General features: G+C 72.8%; 24 protein-coding genes. 9 read left to right on the forward strand and 15 right to left on the reverse strand.

Going from position 1 to position 19732, the window contains the following annotated elements:
- Window positions 1-43 precede the first annotated feature (43 nt).
- From ACIBG7_RS12065 to ACIBG7_RS12095, 7 genes are read right to left on the reverse strand one after another with little or no spacing between them, the layout of a single operon-like run.
- On the reverse strand, window positions 44-1471 hold the full coding sequence (locus ACIBG7_RS12065) for an MFS transporter (protein ID WP_357929516.1): 1428 nt from the start codon (window positions 1469-1471) through the stop codon (window positions 44-46).
- On the reverse strand, window positions 1468-2268 hold the full coding sequence (locus ACIBG7_RS12070; protein WP_357929514.1) for a glycerophosphodiester phosphodiesterase: 801 nt from the start codon (window positions 2266-2268) through the stop codon (window positions 1468-1470). Before ACIBG7_RS12070 ends, ACIBG7_RS12065 begins: the two co-directional genes overlap by 4 nt.
- 35 nt (window positions 2269-2303) lie before the next feature.
- Window positions 2304-2843 carry a TrmH family RNA methyltransferase gene (locus ACIBG7_RS12075; RefSeq protein ID WP_357929511.1) on the reverse strand — a complete coding sequence of 180 codons (540 nt, stop codon included), beginning with the start codon at window positions 2841-2843 and terminating at the stop codon, window positions 2304-2306.
- The gene (locus tag ACIBG7_RS12080; protein ID WP_357929508.1) at window positions 2840-3445 is read right to left on the reverse strand and encodes a methyltransferase; all 606 of its coding nucleotides are present in this window, start codon (window positions 3443-3445) and stop codon (window positions 2840-2842) included. Before ACIBG7_RS12080 ends, ACIBG7_RS12075 begins: the two co-directional genes overlap by 4 nt.
- An 11-nt stretch (window positions 3446-3456) precedes the next feature.
- Window positions 3457-4404: a VWA domain-containing protein gene (locus ACIBG7_RS12085; RefSeq protein ID WP_357929505.1), complete on the reverse strand. Its 948-nt coding sequence runs from the start codon at window positions 4402-4404 to the stop codon at window positions 3457-3459.
- Window positions 4401-5342 (reverse strand): DUF58 domain-containing protein, encoded by a 942-nt coding sequence (locus tag ACIBG7_RS12090; protein ID WP_357929502.1) that lies wholly within the window; start codon window positions 5340-5342, stop codon window positions 4401-4403. The genes ACIBG7_RS12085 and ACIBG7_RS12090 overlap by 4 nt, the downstream gene beginning before the upstream one ends.
- The gene (locus ACIBG7_RS12095; RefSeq protein WP_357929499.1) at window positions 5339-6328 is read right to left on the reverse strand and encodes an AAA family ATPase; all 990 of its coding nucleotides are present in this window, start codon (window positions 6326-6328) and stop codon (window positions 5339-5341) included. The genes ACIBG7_RS12090 and ACIBG7_RS12095 overlap by 4 nt, the downstream gene beginning before the upstream one ends.
- 58 nt (window positions 6329-6386) lie before the next feature.
- On the opposite strand from ACIBG7_RS12095, the gene ACIBG7_RS12100 reads away from it, so the two are divergent.
- Window positions 6387-7136, forward strand: a complete 750-nt coding sequence (locus ACIBG7_RS12100; protein ID WP_357929496.1) for a hypothetical protein — start codon at window positions 6387-6389, stop codon at window positions 7134-7136.
- 61 nt (window positions 7137-7197) lie between these two features.
- Window positions 7198-8070, forward strand: a complete 873-nt coding sequence (locus ACIBG7_RS12105; protein ID WP_397336076.1) for a DUF2268 domain-containing protein — start codon at window positions 7198-7200, stop codon at window positions 8068-8070.
- Between the two features lie 5 nt (window positions 8071-8075).
- Here ACIBG7_RS12105 and ACIBG7_RS12110 read toward each other — a convergent pair whose 3' ends face one another.
- Both ACIBG7_RS12110 and ACIBG7_RS12115 read right to left on the reverse strand, forming a co-directional pair.
- The gene (locus ACIBG7_RS12110) at window positions 8076-8711 is read right to left on the reverse strand and encodes a response regulator (RefSeq protein WP_397336077.1); all 636 of its coding nucleotides are present in this window, start codon (window positions 8709-8711) and stop codon (window positions 8076-8078) included.
- Entirely contained in the window at window positions 8708-9931 is a 1224-nt protein-coding gene (locus ACIBG7_RS12115) for a sensor histidine kinase (protein ID WP_397336078.1), read from the reverse strand. The genes ACIBG7_RS12110 and ACIBG7_RS12115 overlap by 4 nt, the downstream gene beginning before the upstream one ends.
- 134 nt (window positions 9932-10065) lie before the next feature.
- Here ACIBG7_RS12115 and ACIBG7_RS12120 point away from each other — a divergent pair, with 134 nt between their 5' ends.
- The 6 genes from ACIBG7_RS12120 (at window position 10066) to ACIBG7_RS12145 (ending at window position 14157) form a co-directional block, all read left to right on the forward strand.
- On the forward strand, window positions 10066-10653 hold the full coding sequence (locus ACIBG7_RS12120) for an ATP-dependent Clp protease proteolytic subunit (RefSeq protein WP_357929485.1): 588 nt from the start codon (window positions 10066-10068) through the stop codon (window positions 10651-10653).
- Window positions 10650-11273 (forward strand): ATP-dependent Clp protease proteolytic subunit, encoded by a 624-nt coding sequence (locus ACIBG7_RS12125; protein WP_357929482.1) that lies wholly within the window; start codon window positions 10650-10652, stop codon window positions 11271-11273. Before ACIBG7_RS12120 ends, ACIBG7_RS12125 begins: the two co-directional genes overlap by 4 nt.
- 167 nt (window positions 11274-11440) lie before the next feature.
- Window positions 11441-12202 carry a TSUP family transporter gene (locus ACIBG7_RS12130; RefSeq protein WP_397336079.1) on the forward strand — a complete coding sequence of 254 codons (762 nt, stop codon included), beginning with the start codon at window positions 11441-11443 and terminating at the stop codon, window positions 12200-12202.
- Window positions 12203-12262: 60 nt separating this feature from the next.
- A complete protein-coding gene (locus ACIBG7_RS12135) occupies window positions 12263-13234 on the forward strand; it encodes a YafY family protein (RefSeq protein WP_357924059.1) in 972 nt (323 codons plus the stop codon).
- Between the two features lie 69 nt (window positions 13235-13303).
- On the forward strand, window positions 13304-13927 hold the full coding sequence (locus ACIBG7_RS12140; protein ID WP_397336080.1) for a LysE family translocator: 624 nt from the start codon (window positions 13304-13306) through the stop codon (window positions 13925-13927).
- Between the two features lie 20 nt (window positions 13928-13947).
- On the forward strand, window positions 13948-14157 hold the full coding sequence (locus ACIBG7_RS12145) for a hypothetical protein (RefSeq protein WP_357924056.1): 210 nt from the start codon (window positions 13948-13950) through the stop codon (window positions 14155-14157).
- On the opposite strand, the gene ACIBG7_RS12150 is transcribed toward ACIBG7_RS12145, so the two are convergent.
- Both ACIBG7_RS12150 and ACIBG7_RS12155 read right to left on the reverse strand, forming a co-directional pair.
- On the reverse strand, window positions 14117-14557 hold the full coding sequence (locus tag ACIBG7_RS12150; protein ID WP_397336081.1) for an SRPBCC domain-containing protein: 441 nt from the start codon (window positions 14555-14557) through the stop codon (window positions 14117-14119). The two genes, ACIBG7_RS12145 and ACIBG7_RS12150, sit on opposite strands and share 41 nt — an antisense overlap.
- Before the next feature lie 34 nt (window positions 14558-14591).
- Window positions 14592-14927, reverse strand: coding sequence for a metalloregulator ArsR/SmtB family transcription factor (locus ACIBG7_RS12155; protein WP_357924053.1), 336 nt, complete (start codon window positions 14925-14927; stop codon window positions 14592-14594).
- Window positions 14928-14987: 60 nt separating this feature from the next.
- On the opposite strand from ACIBG7_RS12155, the gene ACIBG7_RS12160 reads away from it, so the two are divergent.
- Window positions 14988-15458: a pyridoxamine 5'-phosphate oxidase family protein gene (locus tag ACIBG7_RS12160; RefSeq protein ID WP_397336082.1), complete on the forward strand. Its 471-nt coding sequence runs from the start codon at window positions 14988-14990 to the stop codon at window positions 15456-15458.
- Window positions 15459-15514: 56 nt separating this feature from the next.
- Here the strand turns inward: ACIBG7_RS12160 and ACIBG7_RS12165 are convergent, their stop codons facing one another.
- The 4 genes from ACIBG7_RS12165 to ACIBG7_RS12180 form a co-directional block, all read right to left on the reverse strand.
- Complete coding sequence (locus ACIBG7_RS12165; protein WP_397336083.1) at window positions 15515-16213, reverse strand: MerR family transcriptional regulator; 699 nt, start codon at window positions 16211-16213, stop codon at window positions 15515-15517.
- Between the two features lie 71 nt (window positions 16214-16284).
- Entirely contained in the window at window positions 16285-18021 is a 1737-nt protein-coding gene (locus ACIBG7_RS12170; protein ID WP_397336084.1) for an alpha/beta hydrolase, read from the reverse strand.
- A 100-nt stretch (window positions 18022-18121) separates the two neighbouring features.
- Window positions 18122-18898, reverse strand: a complete 777-nt coding sequence (locus ACIBG7_RS12175) for an SGNH/GDSL hydrolase family protein (protein ID WP_397336085.1) — start codon at window positions 18896-18898, stop codon at window positions 18122-18124.
- 47 nt (window positions 18899-18945) lie between these two features.
- Complete coding sequence (locus tag ACIBG7_RS12180) at window positions 18946-19710, reverse strand: SDR family NAD(P)-dependent oxidoreductase (RefSeq protein WP_397336086.1); 765 nt, start codon at window positions 19708-19710, stop codon at window positions 18946-18948.
- Window positions 19711-19732 lie beyond the last annotated feature (22 nt).

The raw sequence follows: 19732 nt of genomic DNA on the forward strand, positions 1-19732 counted from the left end.
GAACGCGGACGCTGGGGGAAGCCAGACGATCGTACCCGGCCGGTCAGATCCGTTCGGGGACCTCGTTGCCCGCCGCGCGGATCGCCCTGGGCAGGTTGATCCGCCACAGCATCAGTCCGCCGATGATGAAGAAGAACACCAGCGACAGGATGGCGATGCGGTAGCTGTTGGTCAGGTTGACCGCCAGCGCCACCGTCCACGAGCCCAGCAGCGTCGAGCCCTTGTCGCTGATCTCGTAGAGGCTGTAGTACTCCGCCTCCTTGCCGCGCGGGATGACGTAGGAGAACAGCGAGCGCGACAACGCCTGCGTGCCGCCCATCACGATGGCGATGGCGAAGCCCATGGCGAAGAAGGCGGTCGCCGAGCCGCGCGGCAGGAAGTAGGCGACCGCGACCACGATCGTCCAGGCCACCAGCGCGAACAGCACGACCTGCTTGGCGCCGTAGGTGCGGGCCAGCCGGCCCAGCAGCAGCGCGCCGAAGAAGGCCACGAGCTGCACCATGAGGATGGCGCTGATCTGGACCGTCTGGCCGAGCCCGAGCTCCTTGCTGGCGTAGGTGGCCGAGAAGGAGATGACGGTCTGCACGCCGTCGTTGTAGATCAGGTAGGCGACCAGGAAGCCCAGCGTCAGCGGGTAGTACCGCAGCTCGCGGATGGTGCGCGCGAGCTGGCGGAAGCTGCCGGCGACGGCCTGCCCGGCGGTCTCGGAGCCGCGCGGGCGGGCGTGCCGGTTGCGCAGCCGCAGCAGCGGGATGATCGTGAAGCCGCCCCACCACACGCCCGCCGAGGCCAGCGCGAGCCGGACCGCGTCGCCCTTGGAGATGCCGAGCGACTCGTGCCCGAGGAAGATCGCCAGGTTGATGGCCAGGAGCAGGAAGCCGCCCAGGTAGCCGAAGCCCCACCCGCGCGCGGAGACCTTGTCGCGCTCGTCGGGGGTGGAGATCTCCGGCAGGAAGGAGTTGTAGATGACGAAGGCGCAGGCGAAGGAGACGCTGGCCAGGATGTAGAGGAAGCCGCCGAGCAGGTAGCGGCCGTCGGCGACGAACCACATGCCGAGCGTGGCGGCGGCGCCGAGGTAGGCGAAGAAGCCCATGAGCTGCTTCTTGCGCCCGGTGTGGTCGGCCAGCGCGCCGGCCATCAGCATGAGCAGCACCTGGATCACGGCGGCGATGCCGACCACGAACGGGTAGAACGCGCCCGGCCGCATGTCCATCCAGAGCACGTCCACGTAGCCGAGGCCGGGGTTGTCGGCGGCCAGCTCATCGAAGGTGTCGACCGAGCAGGCCTGCCCGGCGAAGTCCTTGGCGCAGGCCACGCCGGTGGCGATCTCGGTGAGGTAGGGGCCGAGGAAGACGGTCAGGACGGTGGTGGGGAAGGCCGAGTTGGCCCAGTCGTAGAAGTACCAGCCACGTTGCTCGCGTCGGCGGGCAGCGGGGGAGTCGTCGAAGACCTTGGGGGGTGAGGAGGTCATGCGGCTTTCCCGTCTTGGGGCCACAGGCCGCGCCGGTCGAGCACGCTGCGCAGGCCGGTGAGGTTGTCGGTCATGATGCCATCCACGCCCAGGTCGAGCAGGTGCTCCATCCGGGCTTGGTCGTTGATCGTCCACACGTGCACCTGCATGCCGAGGGCGTGCGCGGTGCGGACGAGGGCGCGGGTGGTGACCCGCAGGCCGCGAAAGCCCATCGGGATCTGCGCGCAGGGGATGCCCGCCCGGTGCAGCCGGGCGAACAGCCGGCCGTAGCCGGAGGTCGCCGCGGCGGCGCGCAGGGTGGCGACGCCGCGCGGGCCGAGGGTGGAGCAGACCTCGCGGCCCATCGCGGCGCGGGCCTTGGCCAGGCGCTCGTCGGAGAAGGAGGTCAGGCAGACGCGCTCGTAGGCATTGGTCCTGCGCACGGCCTGGGCCAGGGGCAGGATCGCGCCGGCCTCCTTGACGTCGATGTTGAAGCGCGCGTCGGGGAAGCTGCCGATGAGGTCTTCCATCAGGGGGATCTCGTGGCCGTCGCCGATGCGCGCCTGCCGTACCGCCGACCAGGGCAGGTCGGCGATGCGGCCGCGCCGGTCGGTGACCCGGTCGAGGGTGTGGTCGTGGAAGGCCAGCAGCACCCCGTCGGCGGTGGCGTGCGCGTCGGTCTCCAGGTAGGTGTAGCCCAGGGAGACCGCCCGTTCGAAGGCCGCGACGGTGTTCTCGGCTCCCTCCAGCGCGCCGCCGCGGTGGGCGAAGGCGAGGGGTCCGCTGTGGTCGAGGAAGGCGAAGCGACGGCTGAGCACGACGTGAGTATGCCTCTCGTACGGCGAATTTTGGGTTACAGGTCGGCGAGATCCTGCCATTCCTGGCGGCGGGCCTCGGCCAGGGCGATGGCGGCGGCGACCGAGACGTTGAAGGAGCCCACGCGGCCGACCTGGGGGATGTAGATCTCGCCGTCGGCCGCCTCCAGCAGGGCGGGGGAGCAGCCGTGGTCCTCGCTGCCGACCACGAGGCAGACGTCGCGGGCCAGGTCGGCCTTGAACAGCGGCTTGGCGTCGGAGGTCAGCTCCACGGCCAGCACGGTGTAGCCGTCGTCCTTGGCTTCCTGTACGGCCTGCGCCGCGGTGAGCCCGTCCTTCCAGGCGACCAGGCGGTCGGTGCCGAGCGCGGTCTTGCCCGCCTTGGGGTTGGTCGGCGGGGTGGTGTTGCCGGCCAGCCAGATGCGGTCGACGCCGAAGGCGGCGGCGCTGCGGAAGATGGCGCCGACGTTGAACGGCCCGGTGACCGATTCGACGATCATCGCCAGGCGGTTGCCGGTGGCGCGGCGCCAGGTGCGGTTGAGGCGCTTGACGTCGGTCGGGCGAAGCTGCTTTCTCATCGGATCACCTTGAGGATGCGGTAGGCGGCTCGGGAGGTGTGGCGGCTGGCCTGCCAGCCCTGCTCGGCCAGCCAGCGCTGCAGGGAGTCGGAGCCGAGGTGTTTCTGGACGACCAGGTAGGCGGCGCCGTCGTCGGTCAGGCGGGACAGCCAGCGGGTGAGCATCTCGTGCAGCGCCGCCTTGCCGATCCTGATCGCCGGGTTGGACCAGATGGCGCGGAAGCGCACCTCGTCCGGGACGTCGTCGACATGCGTCGATCTTACTTTGTAAAGGCGGGCGGCTCGCGCGTTGCGCTCGGTGAGCTCCAGGCTCCTGCGGTTCACGTCGACCGCCCAGACGGTCGCCTCCGGCGCCCGCGAGGCCATCGTCAGCGCGATCGGGCCGTAGCCGCAGCCGAGGTCGAGCAGGTCGCCCTCCTGCGGTGGCCGCGGCACGCTCTCCAGCAGGATCCGGGTGCCCAGGTCGATGCGTTCGGGGGAGAAGACGCCCCGGTCGGTCTCGAGCCTCAGGTGCAGGTCGGGCAGCACGAGATCGACCGATCCCGGCCTGCTCGCCGCGGCCGGCCGCTCCTCGAAATAGTGGGCCCCGGAATTAGGTGTCACGTGGGAAAACGTTACGGGATGCGCGAGCCCAGCAAGACCGCCGCACCCGCCACCAGCACCCCGGCCAGGATCGCGGCCACGATGAACCACTGGCTGATCTCCTGGTTGACCAGCTTGTAGCCGAGCGAGGTGCCGATCTGCTCGTAGACCTCGCGGAGCTGGGTGTCGGACTCGGCGCTGTAGGCCCGGCCGGAGGTGCCGTCCGACAGCGACTGCAGGGTGGCCTTGTTCACCGGGACGTTCACCGGGCGGCCCTCGATCGCGACGGTGCCCTCCTGCGTGCCGTAGGCGATGGTCGAGACCGGCACGCGCGACTGGGTGGCGGCGTCGATGGCCTCGTTGACCGCCCGGCCCGAGGTGTTGTCGCCGTCCGACAGCAGCACGATCGCGGCCGGCGGCGGGTCGGTGGCGGCGCGCTGGTCGAAGGAGCGGATGGAGTCGAGGGAGTTGAAGACCGCCTCGCCGATCGCGGTGCCGGGCCGGGTGGTCAGGTTGCCGATGGCGGTGGCCACGGCCTGATGGTCGGTGGTGGGGGAGACCACCACGTTGGCCGAGCGCGCGAAGGAGACCAGGCCGACGTTGAAGCGGTCGGGCAGGTCGAGCGCGAACTGCTGGGCGGCGCGCTTGGCGGCGGTGATGCGGTTGGGCGTGACGTCGTCGGCCTCCATGGACAGCGACACGTCCAGGGCCACGATGATCGTCGCGCGGTCGCGCGGGACGCGCACCTGGTCGGCCGGGCGGGCCGCGCCGACCACGAGCAGGCTCATCATCACCAGGAACAGCGCCGGCGCCACGTGCCGCCGCCAGCCAGGCGTGCGGGGCATGACCAGCGACAGCAGCGCCAGGTTGGTGAAGCGCACGGTGTAGCGGCGGCGCAGCCACATCGAGGCCACGTAGCCGGCCAGCACCAGGGCCACGAGGGCGAACAGCCACAGCCAGCCGGGCGCCAGGAAGGTCATGGGCGGCCTCCCGGCCGGGCGCGCACGTGCGCCATCCGGCGTTGCCTCAGGGTGAACTGGGCGATGTCGTGCACCCAGTCCCGGTCGGTGCGCAGCACGAGGTGCGCCGCCCCGGCCCGGCGCAGCGCCCGCCGGGTGCCCTCCCGCTGGAGGGCCGCGGCTTCCGCGTATGCCTGCCGTACTTTGGGAGAAAGGTGCACTTCGCGTACTTTCCCGCTCTCGGCGTCCCTGAACGCGACCCGCCCCACGTCGGGCAGCTCCAGCTCGCGCGGGTCGATCACCTCCACCGCCAGCACCTGGTGCCGGGCGGCCAGCCGGCGCATCGGCCGCTCCCAGGGCCGCTCCAGGTCCGGGTCGAGGGAGGGCTCGGCGTCCAGGAAGTCGCTGACCACCACGCGCAGCCCCCGCCGCGGGCGGGTGGCCGCCAGCACGTCCAGGCCCTCGGCCAGGTCGGGGGCATCCGGTACGGCCCGCCCGCGCGGCGCCTCCAGCAGCGAGTGCAGCAGCCCGTAGAGCGCGGGCCGGCCGGTCCGGGCCGGCATGCGGTGGATGTACTCGTCGTGCAGCACGAGCACCCCGAACCGGTCGCCAATCCGGCTGGCCAGGAAGCCGATCGCGCCGATGGCCGAGACCACCAGGTCGCGCTTGTCGGTCTCGGCGGTGCCGAAGTCCATGCTGGCCGACAGGTCGGCCAGCGCCCACGTCTCCAGCTCGCGGTCGGCGACCAGGTCACGCACGTGCGGCACGGTCGTGCGCGCGGTGACCGCCCAGTCCATCCGCCGCACGTCGTCCTCGCCCGGCACGTACAGCCGGCTGTCGCCCGCCTCGCTGCCCGGGCCGGGCAGCAGGCCCTGGTGCTGGCCGTGCATCAGGCCGTCCAGCCGCCGGGTGATGGTCAGCTCCAGCCGCCGCAGCGCCACCTCGGCCCGGTTGCTCATCGCTGCTGGTTCCAGACCACGAGCGGCGGTGGTACGGCATGCAGGATCTGCCGCACCACCTGGTCGGGATCGACGCCGTCGGCCAGGGCGTCGAAGGTCAGCATGAGCCGGTGCCCCATCACGTCCACGGCCACGTCGCGCACGTCGTCGGGCAGCAGGTAGTCGCGCCCGCGCAGCAACGCCAGCGCCCGCCCGGCCGAGACCAGGCCGAGGGTGGCGCGCGGGCTGACGCCGATCTCGATGGTGTCGGCCAGCTCGGCCATGCCGTAGTCGCCGGGGACGCGGGTGGCCATCACCAGCCGCACCACGTAGTCGGCCACGAGCTGGTGCACCGAGACCTGCTCGGCCTGCTGCTGCAGCGCCAGCAGTCGTTCGGGGTCGAGCACCCGCTCGGGCACCGGCGGGCTGACGCTCATCCGCTGCAGGATCTCCAGTTCCTCGTGCGCGCTGGGATGCGGTACCCGCACCCGGAACAGGAAGCGGTCGCGCTGCACCTCGGGCAGCGGGTAGACGCCCTCGGACTCGATCGGGTTCTGGGTGGCCAGCACGATGAACGGCTTCGGCAGCGGGTGGGTGACCCCGGCGAGCGTCACCTGCCGCTCGGCCATCACCTCCAGCAGCGCCGACTGCACCTTGGCCGGGGCCCGGTTGATCTCGTCGGCGAGCAGGAAGTTGACGAAGACCGGTCCCAGCTCGACGTCGAACTGCTCGCTGGAGGGGTGGTAGACGCGGGTGCCGACGATGTCGCTCGGCACCAGGTCGGGGGTGAACTGGATGCGGGCGAAGGTGCCGCCGACCACCGTCGCCAGGGTCGAGGCGGCCAGCGTCTTGGCCACGCCGGGCACGCCCTCCAGCAGGCAGTGCCCCCGGGCCAGCAGCGCCACCGCGAGCCGCTCCACCATGTGCTCCTGGCCGACGATGACCCGCTTGACCTCGTCGAGGGCGTGGCGGATGTCGGCGACGGTCAGATCTTCGGCGACGCTCATTCCACCAATCTTCCCCGGAAAATGCACTGATCCACGCTTCGTGGGGAAGATTGCTGCTGTGACCATCAAAGGGGCGTTTCCCCTGCAGTACGGTGACCCGCCGCGGCTGGGCCCGTACTGGATCCAGGCACGCCTGCACACCGCGCCCGCCGGGTTCGTCTACCTGGGGCAGGGGCCGGACGGGCGGGTCGTGTCGATCGCGCTGCTGACGCGCGGGGCGGCGCTCGACGGGGCGGCGCGTGACCGCTTCGTGAGCGCGGTACGCGAGCGGGTCCCGGCCGGGGGAGCGGCGCCTGGGGCGCCTGGGGGAGCGGCGACAGGGCTCCCTCCGGTCGTGGAGTCCGACCTCGGGGCCGCGCCCTGGGTGGCCACGCCGTACGTGCCGGGGCGGCCGGGGGCCGAGCGCTTCCTGGAGCCGGTCATGGTCGGCGGGATGCTGCTCGGCGAGGCCCACGGCCCTGACTACGTGCCCTACTGGCTGACCGACCGCGCACCCGCCGCCCCCGGCCCGCCGCCCGGCCGCAGGCCGCCCACCGAGACGCGGCGCCGGGTGCTGATCGCGCTGGCGGTGCTCATCGTCATGCTGCTGCTCGGGGTGCTGGTCGGGCTGCTGCTCCTGCGCAACGACCAGGAGAGCGCGCCGCCGCGCCGGCCGCTGCCGCCGACCATGTTCGAGCCGACGCCGCCGCCCACGCCGGAGAGCCCGCAGCCCCAGCCGGAGCCCACGCCCAGCCCGTCGCAGAGCCGTACCGGACCGCAGTCGCCGGGCCCGACCGACGGCGGGGACGGCGAAGGCGAACCGATCTGACGCCGCGGGACGGATTTATCGGCTTGAGCCTCACGTAACGGCAGGTTCTACCGTCGGCGGCATGAAGCTACACGTGCACGACACCCTCACCACGATGGCCGCCCTCCTGGAGCGCCCGCTGGAGGAACGGCCCGGCCTGCTGCGCGGGATGCTCGCCCCGATGGCCGGCGCGCTCCCCCCGGGCGACCCGGTCGAGCTGGTCCAGCAGGGCGGCGGCTTCCGCGTCGACGCCGACGACCCGCGCTACGCCGAGGCGGTCCGCGACCTGGCCGCCGCCGGGCTCCTGGAGCAGATCGAGGAACGGCTCCACGCCGCACTCGCCCACCTGCGGCGCGAGGTCCCGGACCTCGTCGCCCCCGACGACCTGCAGGTCATGTTCGTCCTCGGCAACCCGGACGACGAGTACCTGATGCGCACCACCGGCGGCTACTACGGCATGGGCGGGGCGCCCGGGTGGCTGTACCTGCTGGCCTGGCCGACCGAGGACAACATCGGGCGGATCGCGCACTGCGCGGTGCACGAGTTCCACCACCAGGTGCGCTACCGCAACGTCGAGTGGAACCCGGTGACGGTGACCGTGGGGGAGCACGTGGTCGCCGAGGGGCTGGCCGAGGCGTTCGTCCGGGAGCTGTCGGGGGAGGCGGCGATGGGGCCGTGGTCGGGGATGGTGACCGGCGCCGAGTTCGACCGGGCGCGGGAGCTGATCATGGCCGACATCGGGCTGCAGGGGATGCGGCACACGCCCGGGTACGTGCTCGGCGACTCGGCCGCGGTGCGCTTCGGCGGCCAGGCGCGGGGCATCCCGGACATGGCCGGGTACGCGGTGGGCCTGGACCTCGTCGACCGCTTCCTGGCCGCCACCGGCCTGTCGGCGGCCCGGGCGACCGTCCTGCCCGGCTCCGAGATCATCAGCCGCGCCGACGCGGCCCGCTGAGGTGTCTATCCCGGGCTGACGAAGCCCGACTCGTAGGCGGCGATGACCGCCTGGGTGCGGTCGCGGGCGCCGAGCTTGGCCAGGACGTTGCCGACGTGCGTCTTGACCGTCTCGGGCCCCACCACCAGCTCGGCGGCGATCTCCCCGTTGGACAGCCCGCGCGTCATCAGCCGCAGCACCTCCCCCTCCCGCTCGGTCAGCCGCTCCAGAGGCGCGGCCGATCGGGCACGGCCGGCCGCCAGCCGCCGGATGGAGGCCGGGAACAGCAACGACTCGCCCGCCGCCACCAGCCGGATCGCCTGCAGCAGGTCGTCGGGCCGGGTCCGCTTGAGCAGGAACCCGTCGGCCCCCGCCCGCAACGCGTCGTAGACGTAGTCGTCGTTCTCGAAGGTGGTCACCACCAGCACCTTGGGCGGCTCGTCCATCGCGGCCAGCCGGGCGGTGGCCTGGATGCCGTCCAGGCCGGGCATCCGCACGTCCATGAGCACCACGTCGGGCCGCTCGCGGCGCACGATCGGCAGCACCTGCGCGCCGTCGGCCGCCTCGCCGACCACCCGCAGGTCGGGCTCGGCGTCGATGATGATCCGCAGGCCGGCGCGGATCAGGTCCTCGTCGTCGGCGAGCACGACTGTGAGCGTCATGGCGTAGACCGTAGCGGCAGCCGGGCGTGCACCCGCCACCCGCCCTCCACCGGCCCGGCGCTCAGCTCGCCGCGCAGCAGCGCCACCCGCTCCCGCATCCCCTCCAGCCCCCGTCCCCCGGTGCCGTTCCGCGCCCGGCCGTGCTCGCCGGCGTCGTTGTGCACCTGCAGGTCGAGCACCCCGTCGCGCACGACGGCGGCCAGCCGTACCGGGCCTCCGGAGCCGTGCTTGATCGCGTTGGTCAGCGACTCCTGCACGATCCGGTAGGCCTCCCGCGACTGCACCGCCGGCACCTGCGACAGATCGCCCACCTCGGCCGTCACCGGCGCGCCCGTGCCGCGCACCAGCCGGTCGAGGTCGGCCAGCGACGGCTGCGGCCCGTGCCCCGGCGACCCGGCCGGCTGGGCCGCCCGCCCGCGTGAGTCGGCCCGCAGGATGCCGAGCACCTCGTCCAGGTCGGCCAGCGCGGTCCGCGCCGTCTCCTCGATCGCCGACAACGCCGTGCGCGCGGTCGCCGGATCACGCTCCAGCACCCGCCCGGCCGCCGCGGCCTGCAGGGTCACCACGCTCAGCGCGTGCCCCACCGAGTCGTGCAGCTCGGCGGCCAGGCGGTTGCGCTCGGCCAGCGCCCTGGCCTGCTCCTCCGCCTCCCGCAGCCGGTCGGCCGCCGACGGCCCGAGCAGCGCCCGCGCCCCGCGCACCAGCACCGCGCCCCCGGCCATCACCACCCCGCCCAGAACCGCCAGCGCCGCCAGACCGGCCAGCGGCAGCCACGCCAGGTGCCGGCCCGGCTCCAGCGCCATGCCGGCCAGGTCCCACGGGTCGCCGGTGAAGGGCACCACGAACGTCCACACCACCAGCGGCAGCAGGGCCAGCGTGCAGCCGCTCACCACGCCGCCGACGCCCAGGTGCAGCACGAACCAGGCGGCGGTGCGCCAGCGGTCGGCCCGGCTCTGCGGGCCGCTCCGGCGTACGTCGACCTCCAGCAGGGCCTGCGCGGCCGGCGCGGCGAGGGTCCGCACCGGCAGCACCAGGCCGCTGGCCCAGACCACGGGCAACGCGGCCAGGAAGATCAGCGGCTGGACGGCGAACAGCGGGCTGCCCGGCTGCCCGATGCCGTACAGGACCGTGACGATCTCCCCGGCCATCATGTACGGCATCAGCAGCGCCCCGCCGAAGACCAGGCAGATCCACCGCCGGGCCAGCATGCTCCATCTCACGGGCACCATGATATGTCGAGCGAAATTCACTCAGAGCGGATTATGCCTTTGGAGAAATGCGCGCACAGCGAAAGAATCTGGATTTTCAAATGGCCGGGGTTATGGTCGCAATAGTGCGAAGAAAGGACGCGAGAATGCCTGAGACCCCGTCCGCCTGGTCGGAGACGCTGGCCCAGCGGCTGCTGAAGGAGCGCATCGTCGTGCTCGGCCAAGAGGTCGACGACGACATTTGCAACAAGCTGTGCGGCGAGTTGCTATTGCTGGCCGCAGCCGACCCCGATCGGGATATCACCCTTTACATCAATTCACCCGGCGGCGCGGTGCACGCCGGGATGGCGCTGTTCGACATGATGCAGTTCATCCCGTGCGACGTCGCCACCGTCGCCATGGGATTCGCCGCCTCGATGGGGCAGTTCCTGCTGTCGGCCGGCACCCCGGGCAAGCGTTACGCGCTGCCGCACGCCCGGATCGTCATGCACCAGCCGCTCGGCGGCATCCGCGGCACCGCCAGCGACATCCAGATCCAAGCCGAGAGCCTGCTCTACACCAAGCGCCTGATGGCCGAGCTGATCGCCGAGCACACCGGCCAGCCGCTGGCCCGCATCCAGGAGGACTCCGACCGCGACCGCTGGTTCACCGCGCAGGAGGCCAAGGAGTACGGCTTCGTCGACCACGTGGTGCGCAACGCCAAGGACATCACGAGCGGGGTGACGCCGGCATGAGCGGACGCTACGTGCTGCCCTCCTTCACCGAGCGCACCTCCTACGGCGTCAAGGAGAGCACGCCGTACACCAAGCTGTTCGAGGACCGGGTGATCTTCCTCGGCACGCCGATCGACGAGACCTCCGCCAACGACGTGATGGCGCAGTTGCTCACGCTGGAGTCGATCGACCCCGACGCGGACGTGCACCTGTACATCAACTCGCCCGGCGGCGAGTTCACCGCGATGACCGCCATCTACGACACGATGCAGTTCATCCGGCCGGAGGTGAACACCGTCTGCATCGGCCAGGCCGCCTCGGCCGCCGCCGTGCTCCTGGCGGCGGGCACGCCCGGCAAGCGGGCCGCGCTGCCGCACGCCCGGGTGCTCCTGCACGAGCCGCGCACGGAAGGGGCCCGCGGGCAGGGCAGCGACATGGAGCTGGCCGCCCGGGAGATCCTGCGCATGCGCGACCAGCAGGAGGAGCTGCTGTCGCGGCACACCGGGGTGGCGCCGGCGCTGATCCGTGCGGACATCTCCCGCGACCGGATCTTCACCGCCGAGCAGGCCCGCTCCTACGGGCTCATCGACGACGTGTACGCCAGCCGCAAACGCGTCCTCACCCACGCCGGCGCCGCCTGACCACGCGCCGCTTCCCGGCCGCCCGGCGGCGTCCGTCCGGCCCACCGGCCGGGCGGACGCCGTGCGCCGTTTCCGATGACCCCCGGAAGAGTGAGCACTGAACGGTGCTCTATACCCTCATGACCGGCCCTTGGGGACATCGGGGGACTCGGGAATCGGGGGAGCACGTGTCGCTGGAGCAGATCGTCATCCTGCTGGTGGCGGCCGCGGGCGCGGGATGGGTGGACGCCGTGGTCGGCGGCGGCGGGTTGCTGCAGCTCCCGGCGCTGATGGTGGCCGGGGTCACGCCGGTGCAGGCGATGGCGACCAACAAGCTCTCCTCGATCTTCGGCACCGCCTCGGCCGCGGTGACCTACTCGCTGACCACCAAGGTGGACAAACGTCTCGCGGTGCCCGCCGGGGTGCTGGCGGTGGGCGCCTCCGGTCTGGGGGCGCTGGCCGCTGTGGCGGTGAGCGCGGAGGTGCTGCGGCCGGCGGTGATGGTCGTGCTCCTCGGGGTGGCGGCGTTCGTGACCTTCCGCCCGGCGATGGGGGCCCTGCCGCACCCGCACCTGCGCACCCGCGCGCGGACGGTCGCGGCGGTGCTGATCGGCGGGGTGGGCATCGCCTTCTACGACGGGGTGATGGGGCCGGGGACCGGCACCTTTCTGATCATCGCCTTCACCACGATCGTCGGGCTGGACTTCGTGCACGCCTCGGCGACCGCGAAGATCATCAACACCGGGACGAACCTCGGCGCGCTGGCGGTCTTCGCCGTCCAGGGGCACATCCTGTGGGCGCTGGGGCTCGGGATGGCGGTGTGCAACGTCGCCGGCGCCCAGCTCGGGGCGCGCATGGCCCTGCGGCGCGGCACCTCGTTCGTGCGGGTGGTGCTTCTCGTGGTGGTCGTGGCCATGGTCGCGCGCCTCGCCTGGATGCAGTGGGGCTGACCGGCCCCCGGGCCTGACGGCTTCCCTCGCGCCGGGGGCGGCGGGCCTAAACTGGCGGGTATGCGAGCCAGCCGCCTGCTCTCCCTGCTGCTCCTGCTCCAGGCGCGGGGCAGGATGACAGCGCCGGAGCTGGCGGCCGAGCTGGAGGTGTCGGTCCGCACCGTCTACCGCGACGTCGAGGCCCTGTCCGCCGCCGGCGTCCCGGTCTACGCCGACCGAGGCCCGGCGGGCGGCTACCAGCTCCTGGACGGCTTCCGCACCCGCCTGACCGGCCTGACCGCCGACGAGGCCTCCGGCCTGTTCCTGGCCGCACTGCCCGGCCCGGCCGCCGAGCTGGGCCTGGACCGGCTGGCCGCCAACGCCGAGCTCAAACTGCTCTCGGCCCTGCCGCCCGAGCCCCGCTCGCAGGCCGCCCGGCTGCGCGAGCGCTTCCACCTGGACGTGCCGAGCTGGTACCGCAGCGCCGACGACGTCCCCCACCTGGCCGAGGTGTCGGAGGCGGTGTGGGGCAACCGGCCGCTCAGGATGACCTACCGCAAGTGGGGCCCGGCCGAGGTGGAACGGGTGGTCCAGCCGTACGGTCTGGTTCTGAAGGGCGGCTCGTGGTATCTGGTGGCCGCTCCGGCGGGGGCCTCGCCGCGCACCTACCGGGTGGCGCGGATCCTGACCGTGGAGACCCTGCCCGGCACGTTCGAGCACCCGCCCGGCTTCGACCTGGCCGCCTTCTGGCAGGAGTACTCGCGCCGGTTCATGGAGCAGATGTACACCGCCCGCGTCCTCATCCGCCTGGCTCCCGACCTGGACGCCCTGTTCCGCTACACCGTCGGCGAGGACGTCGGCGCGGCGGCGCTGCGGGAGGCGAGCGAGCCGGACGCCGAGGGCTGGCGCGTGCTGGAGCTGCCGGTCGAGTCGCTCACGCACGCCCGCTGGGTGTTGCTGCGGCTGGGCGCCCGGGTGGAGGTGCTGGAGCCGCCCGAGATGCGCGCCCTGATGACCGAGGCCGCCGCCGAACTCCACAAGCTGTACGGCTAGCCGTACCAGCGCTCTACGGGGCGGAAAACCAGCGGCCGTGGCGGGCGGGCGCGTGCGACGATCGCCGGCATGTACCTTCTCGCGTTCGTCGGCGCGTGCGTCCTGGTGGCGATGGTCCCCGGGGTCAGCACCGCGATCATCCTGCGCCAGACCATCCGCTCGGGCCGCGGCTCCGGCCTGGCGGCCACGCTCGGCAACGAGACCGGCGTGCTGCTGTGGGGTCTGGCCGCCGCCTTCGGCCTGACCGCGCTCCTGCTGGCCTCGCAGGTCGCCTACGACCTGATGCGCGTGGTCGGCGCGGTGGTGCTGGTCGTCATGGGAGCGCAGGCCCTGTGGCAGGCCCGCCGCCCCGCTCTTCAGGCCGAGGAGGGGCCCGAGCCGCCGGTGGCCGGCGGGTGGAGGCGCTCCTACCTGATGGGCCTGGGCACCTGCGCGGCCAACCCCAAGGCGGCGGTGTTCGCGCTGTCGTTCCTGCCGCAGTTCGTGCCCGCCGGGCAGAACGTCCCGCTCACCCTGGTCGCGCTCGCGCTGATCTGGGTGATCGTCGACACGGTCTGGTACAGCCTGGTCATCTGGGCGGTCGCCCGCGCCAAGGCCTTCCTCGGCCGGCCTGCCGTACGGCGCCGCCTGGAGCAGATCAGCGGCGTCGTCTTGATCGGCCTGGGCGCCCGGCTGGTGATGGACACACGCTGAAGCTCGGCTACCTTGGGCGCATGAGCGATCTGGCCGCCCTCCTGCAGCAGACCGAGGACGAGGACCCGCTGCGCGCGTTGCAGGCCGCCCGGGCGCTGCGCGCCGAACTGGAGCGCATCGAGGCGGTGCACGTGCGCCGCGCCCGCGTGAACGGCCTGCCGTGGGCGCAGATCGCCGACGCGCTGCAGGTCAGCAAGCAGGCGGTGCACAAGAAGTACGGCAGGCGCTAGCGAACCAGCCGAGCGCGATGTTCCACGAGTACCCCTTGCGGATGCGCCGCTCCACCGCGGGCGGCAGCGTGTCCAGCCCCCGGTGCTCCAGCGTGACCTCGGTGCCCTCCGCGACCGGGGTGAAGGCCACCTCGATCTCCATCGAGCCGTCGTTGAGCAGGTCGGCCCAGACCAGCCGGCGCGGCGGCTCCCAGGCCAGCACCCGCCCGGTGTCCACGTGCCCGCCGTCGGACCACAGCTCGCGCAGGTAGCCGTCGACGAAGCGGATGCCGACCGCCCGCTCCGGGTCCACCCAGCTGTGCGGGCCGCGCACGTACCAGGCGTCGATCTCGGCGGTGAACATCCGGAAGGCCGCCTCGGCCCCGACCGGCACCACCACGCTGGCCCGCACCGAACTCACCGCGCGCCCTCCCCGCCGCAGCCGGGCCGATCGTTCATCCGCGCTCCACGTGGGCCTTGAACGAGCCGAGCTGCTCCGACCAGAATGCCTGCACCTGGTCCAGCCAGGCCTGCAACGCCGTGAACGGCTCCGGCCGCAGCCGGTACAGCCGCAGCCGGGCATCGTCCTCGTCGGTGTGCGCCTCCACCAGGCCGCCCGCCCGCAGCACGCGCAGGTGCCGGCTGAGCGCGGGCGGGCTCATCTCGACCGCGGCGGCCAGTTCCCCCGCTGGGCGGGGGCCGGCGCGCAGCAGGTCGATGACCTTGCGCCGGGTCGGGTCGGCCAGGGCGGCGAGCGTCGCGTCCAGGTCGTTCACATCGCTGTTAACCATTGTGCGTCCACGATAGCTCCCGGCCGGGTTTTGTCGGTGCCCTGGTGCAGGATGGGCCACATGACAACGTGGGCTGAGTTCGAGCAGGACGCGCCGCAGCTCGCGGCCGTCGTCCACCGGCTGATGTCGGGGCACAAGCACAAGGTGCTGGCGACGCTGCGCAAGGACGGCTCGCCGCGGGTGAGCGGCACCGAGACCGCCTTCCGCGACGGGGAGCTCTGGATGGGCTCCATGCCCGGCGCGGTCAAGGCGCTCGACCTGCGGCGCGACCCGCGCATGGCCATCCACGTCACCTCTCCCGACCCCGACGAGAGCGATCCGTCGTCGTGGCCGGGGGATGCGAAGGTGTCCGGCCGGGCGGAGGAGGTCACCGACCCGGCGGTGCTGGCCGCCCACGAACTGCCCGGCAGCGGGGCGCACCTGTTCCGGGTCAGCGTGGAGGAGGTCGTGTGGACCCGGGTGTCGGGCGACGAGCTCGTGATCGACTCCTGGCACGCGGGTCGCGGGTTCCGGCGGATCGCCCGTAAGTAATCTACAAAGTAAAGGCGCTCGGCTGTCCCGCCACTCAGGTGGAGACCCGCCCCAAGTCAGGCCTGATAGAGGTCGATGTGATTCCCGCTCGGGTCCGTCACGCACGAGGACCGTGGCTTCCACGGCTTGTCCGCCGGCGGGAAGACCTCGACGGCCCCGGCGTCGACGGCGCGGTGGTGTGCGGCGTCCACGTCCTCGACGAGCAGGCCGAACCGGGAGCGCTGGCCGTGCTCGTGCGCGACCGTCAGCAGGAAGAACTCCTCACTCGGCCAGGTACCGAACACGAAGGAGGAGATCTCCTCGTTGAACACCGCGTCGAACGCGGCCCGGTAGAAGGAGATCGACTCGGCGAGGTCCGCGACGGTGATGGTCACCTGGACGATGCGCGGGGTCTTGAGGTCGGGCATGGCCACTCCCTGTTCGATGTAGTGGTCCACCGTGCGGACCATGTGGGAAAGGACCTGGGCGCGGTCCACCAGCCGCTCTCGGTGCCGATGCAGCACGGTGCGCAGCGACTCGCCGTCCGCATCGTCCAGGACGACGCGGACGGCGTCGATCGGCACGTCGACGCGCCGCAGCGCGCAGATCAGCCGGGCCTGCCGTACCTGATCAGGGCGGTAGCGGCGGTATCCGGTGGTCGGGTCGACGATCGCCGGTCGCAGCAGGCCGAGCTCGTCGTAGTGCCGTAAGGCATGGATCGACAGCCCGCTGATCAGGGCGAAGGCGCCGATGCTCAGGAACTTGTCGCTGCTCACCCCGACAGCATCCCGTCTCGGGTTACCCGAGAGTCAAGCGATCATGGCCGCAGCCCGATGTGAGCCGGCCGCTACTGGCCCGATCGCACCTGCGCGATGAGCGCCTGGAGTCGGGCGCTGTCGGCCGCCGTCCAGCCCCCGGGCGCGGCGACCGCCACCCAGCCCGCGGGGATCGCCGTGCCGTAGTCGTGCCCGTGGCCCGGCGGCATGTCGGCGGCGGCGACGAGGTCGGCGAGCACCTGCCAGAACGTGATGATCGGCCACCAGCTCATCCGCGGGTTCACATCCGGCCCGACCGGCGCCCGCAGCCAGTCGGGCCGCCGGTAGAGCAGTTCCGGCTCCCACCACACGACCGGGTCGGAGGCGTTCTGCAGATACGCCACCCGCGGCTGCTCCCACTCCCCGAGCACCCGTGCTCGTGCGGGCCGCGGCGGGGCGGTCGCGGTGAGGCCGGGGGCCGGGTGGAGGGCGGGGGCCGGGTGGAGTGTGGCGGCGGAGGTGAGGTCGGCGGGGTGCTGGGCGGTGCGGATGTGGCGTCCGCCGCGGTAGACGGGACGCCAGACCGGGCTGCCCGGGTCACGTCCGGCCAGGACCTGCCGGTGGATCGGGCTGTAGCGCGGGGAGCCGACCAGCAGCGCCCCCTGCGCCTGGGTGAGCAGCGTGTCCGGCTCGCGCAGCGCGCCCTCGATGCCGAAGGCGCCCAGGCTCTCGCCGTACACCAGCAACCGCGGCCGGTCACCCACGGGCAGGCGGGCCCACTCGCGCCGGACCGCCGCGAACAGCTCGCCGGCCGCCTCCCGGGCCCGGCTGCGGTCGACGAGGAAGGAGATCCAGCTCGGCAGGTAGGAGTACTGCATGGCCGCGATGGCGGTGTCGCCGCCGTGCAGGTACTCCACGGCCTGGGCGGCCTTCTGGTTGACCCACCCGGTCCCCGTGCTGGCCGCCACCACGAGGATCTTGCGGTCGAACGCGCCGGTGCGGTGCAGTTCGCGCACCACGAGGCCGGCCTGCTGGGCGGGGGAGGCGGCCGAGCCCAGCCCGGCGTAGACCCGGATCGGGTGCTTGGCGGGACGGCCGGTGAAGGCGGCGATCCGCCCGGCGTCCGGGGTGTGGGCGACGAAGATCCGGCCTTCCCGTCCCAGGGTCTCCCAGGGGGTGAGCGAGCCGGGCCCGCCGGCCAGCAGGCCGGACGGCGGGCGGGTGATGCCGGGCGGGGTGGTGCCGTCGGCCAGGCCGAAGCCGGCCGCGGTGCGGTTGATGAGGGAGCCGAGCAGCAGGTCCCACACCACCAGGGTCAGCAGCGCCACGCCCAGCGTGAACCCCGCCGCGACCGCCGCCCGGCGGGGCAGCACGCGGGCCAGCAGGGAGGTCAGGGCTCGTACGGCAAGCCTGGCCAGCCGGGCGGCCAGCACGAAGGCGGCGGCCACCAGCGCGGCCAGCAGGGGGACGAGGAGGAGTTCCCAGCCTTCGACCTGCTCCACGCCGATCAGGCGGCGCACCTCGCCCTGGGCGTGGGCGCCTCCGATCAGGGAGACGGGGATCGCCACCGCCGCCGCCCACGTCAGCACCCGGCCGGGGTCGATCGCCGGTCGGCGGGGTGGCGGGCCGATCCGCGAGCGTGCCGCCCGGTAGCAGGTGGCGGCCAGGACCCCGAGGGTGTAGCCGATGGCCGCGGTGATCCCGCCGACCACGCCCTGCCAGGTCCAGGGGCGGGGGAGCAGGGAGGGGGTGAGGGACAGGCAGAAGAACACCAGGGCGAGCGCCAGGCCGGTCAGGTCCGGGCGGCGGCTGATGATCTTGCTGGTCACATGCTCCGGTATTGCCGCCCGGGCCTCTGCCCGACCGCCCGGGAGCACGAAGGTTGGGCAAAACCACCTCCGCAGAGCAGGCGCGGGGACAGGCTCCCGGTCAGTCGGGAAGGATGACCGGCAGCAGGTCCGGCTGCTTGGCGGTGCGGCCGTCGCCGGAGGAGCGCCCGCGCAGGCGACGCCACAGCCAGGGCCCGAGGAAGGACCCGGCCCACGCCAGCTCCGCCCCGGCCCGCCGCCAGGACGGCAGGGCGGGCAGCGGCGGAAGGGGGTCGCACCAGGAGGGCCCGCTGCCGGGCAGCTCGAGCGCGTGCGCGGCGGCGGCGGCGATCCGGGTGTGCCCCAGGGAGGTGGCGTGGATGCGGTCGTGGCTCCACAGCCGCGGGTCGACGGTCACGTCGTGCGGGTAGGTGTCGACGACGAGCACGCCGTGCCGCCCGGCGGCGGCGCGGATGCGGTCGTTGAAGTCGAGCAGCCGCGGCCGCAGCCGGGCGGCGATCGGCGCGATGCGGCCGATGTCGGGGAAGGTGAAGGTGACGACCCGTGCCCCGGCGCTGGCGAGCGCGGCGTACATGGCCTCCAGCTCGGCGCTCACCGCGACGGCGTCGAAGCCGGGCCGGACCAGGTCGTTCATGCCGGCCATGACGGTCGCCACGTCGGGCCGCAAGGCCAGGGCGGGACCGAGCTGCTCGGCGCGGACCTGGTGGGCGAGCTTGCCGCGCACCGCGAGGTTGGCGTAGCGCAGGCCGGGGGAGCAGGCGGCGAGCTCGGCGGCCAGGCGGTCGGCCCAGCCGCGGTAGCCGGTGCGTTCGTCGCCGTCGTTCATGCCTTCGGTCTGGGAGTCACCCAGTGCCACATACCGCTCGAACGTGCTCATAGGCCGCTCCTCCCTCGAGAACCCTCGAATGGTACTCATCCCGGTTTCTAGTGCACCGAGAAGCCCCCGTCCACATAGAGGATCTGCCCGGTGACGAAGCCGGCGGAGGGGGAGGCGAGGAAGACCGCGGCGCCGGCGAAGTCGGCGGGCAGGCCGTTGCGCCCGACCATGTGCCGGGCGGCCAGCGCCTCGACCCGGCCGGGGATCGCCTGGGCGGGCTCGGTGAGCGGGGTGAGCACGAACCCGGGCAGGATGGTGTTGGCCGTCACCCCGGCCGGCGACCACGCCTCGGCCTGGGAGCGGGTCAGCCCGGTCAGCGCCGCCTTGGCCACGCCGTACACGCCGCTGTCGCCGAAGGCGCTGACGCTCTGCTGGGAGCCGATGTTGATCACGCGGCCCCAGCCGCGGGCGGCCATGCGCGGGCCGAAGTGCTGGCCGAGCAGGTAGGGCGCGGTCAGGTTGGTGGCGATGGTCTGCTCGTAGTCGGCGTCGGTGAGGGTGGCCATCGGCTTGCGGATGTTGTTGGCCGCGTCGTTGACCAGGATGTCGATCTCGCCGGCTTCGGCGCACACCCGCTCGACGTCGGCGCGCACCCCGAGGTCGGCGGCGATGAAACGGGCGGCCACGCCGTACCCGGTGAGCCGGTCGGCGGCCTCGCGCAGCGGGCCGGGGCGGCGGGCGACGAGGACGACGGCGGCGCCGGCGCGGCCGAGCGCCTCGGCGATGGCGTAGCCGATGCCGGAGGAGCCGCCGGTGACGAGGGCGGTGCGGCCGTCGAGGGAGAACAGGCGCTGCAGGTAGCCGGAGATCATGGTCACGGAGCTTACCGGCGCG

Origin of the sequence: Nonomuraea sp. NPDC050328 (assembly GCF_044459405.1) — a bacterium.
Lineage (GTDB): Bacteria > Actinomycetota > Actinomycetes > Streptosporangiales > Streptosporangiaceae > Nonomuraea.

Bases quoted from the DNA above. Each gene is read 5' to 3' on its own strand.
- ACIBG7_RS12065 (WP_357929516.1), bottom strand. From the start codon at position 1,471: ATGACCTCCTCACCCCCCAAGGTCTTCGACGACTCCCCCGCTGCCCGC.
- ACIBG7_RS12075 (WP_357929511.1), bottom strand. From the start codon at position 2,843: ATGAGAAAGCAGCTTCGCCCGACCGACGTCAAGCGCCTCAACCGCACC.
- ACIBG7_RS12085 (WP_357929505.1), bottom strand. From the start codon at position 4,404: ATGACCTTCCTGGCGCCCGGCTGGCTGTGGCTGTTCGCCCTCGTGGCC.
- ACIBG7_RS12090 (WP_357929502.1), bottom strand. From the start codon at position 5,342: ATGAGCAACCGGGCCGAGGTGGCGCTGCGGCGGCTGGAGCTGACCATC.
- ACIBG7_RS12095 (WP_357929499.1), bottom strand. From the start codon at position 6,328: ATGAGCGTCGCCGAAGATCTGACCGTCGCCGACATCCGCCACGCCCTC.
- ACIBG7_RS12105 (WP_397336076.1), top strand. From the start codon at position 7,198: ATGAAGCTACACGTGCACGACACCCTCACCACGATGGCCGCCCTCCTG.
- ACIBG7_RS12110 (WP_397336077.1), bottom strand. From the start codon at position 8,711: ATGACGCTCACAGTCGTGCTCGCCGACGACGAGGACCTGATCCGCGCC.
- ACIBG7_RS12120 (WP_357929485.1), top strand. From the start codon at position 10,066: ATGCCTGAGACCCCGTCCGCCTGGTCGGAGACGCTGGCCCAGCGGCTG.
- ACIBG7_RS12125 (WP_357929482.1), top strand. From the start codon at position 10,650: ATGAGCGGACGCTACGTGCTGCCCTCCTTCACCGAGCGCACCTCCTAC.
- ACIBG7_RS12135 (WP_357924059.1), top strand. From the start codon at position 12,263: ATGCGAGCCAGCCGCCTGCTCTCCCTGCTGCTCCTGCTCCAGGCGCGG.
- ACIBG7_RS12140 (WP_397336080.1), top strand. From the start codon at position 13,304: ATGTACCTTCTCGCGTTCGTCGGCGCGTGCGTCCTGGTGGCGATGGTC.
- ACIBG7_RS12145 (WP_357924056.1), top strand. From the start codon at position 13,948: ATGAGCGATCTGGCCGCCCTCCTGCAGCAGACCGAGGACGAGGACCCG.
- ACIBG7_RS12155 (WP_357924053.1), bottom strand. From the start codon at position 14,927: ATGGTTAACAGCGATGTGAACGACCTGGACGCGACGCTCGCCGCCCTG.
- ACIBG7_RS12160 (WP_397336082.1), top strand. From the start codon at position 14,988: ATGACAACGTGGGCTGAGTTCGAGCAGGACGCGCCGCAGCTCGCGGCC.
- ACIBG7_RS12175 (WP_397336085.1), bottom strand. From the start codon at position 18,898: ATGAGCACGTTCGAGCGGTATGTGGCACTGGGTGACTCCCAGACCGAA.
- ACIBG7_RS12180 (WP_397336086.1), bottom strand. From the start codon at position 19,710: ATGATCTCCGGCTACCTGCAGCGCCTGTTCTCCCTCGACGGCCGCACC.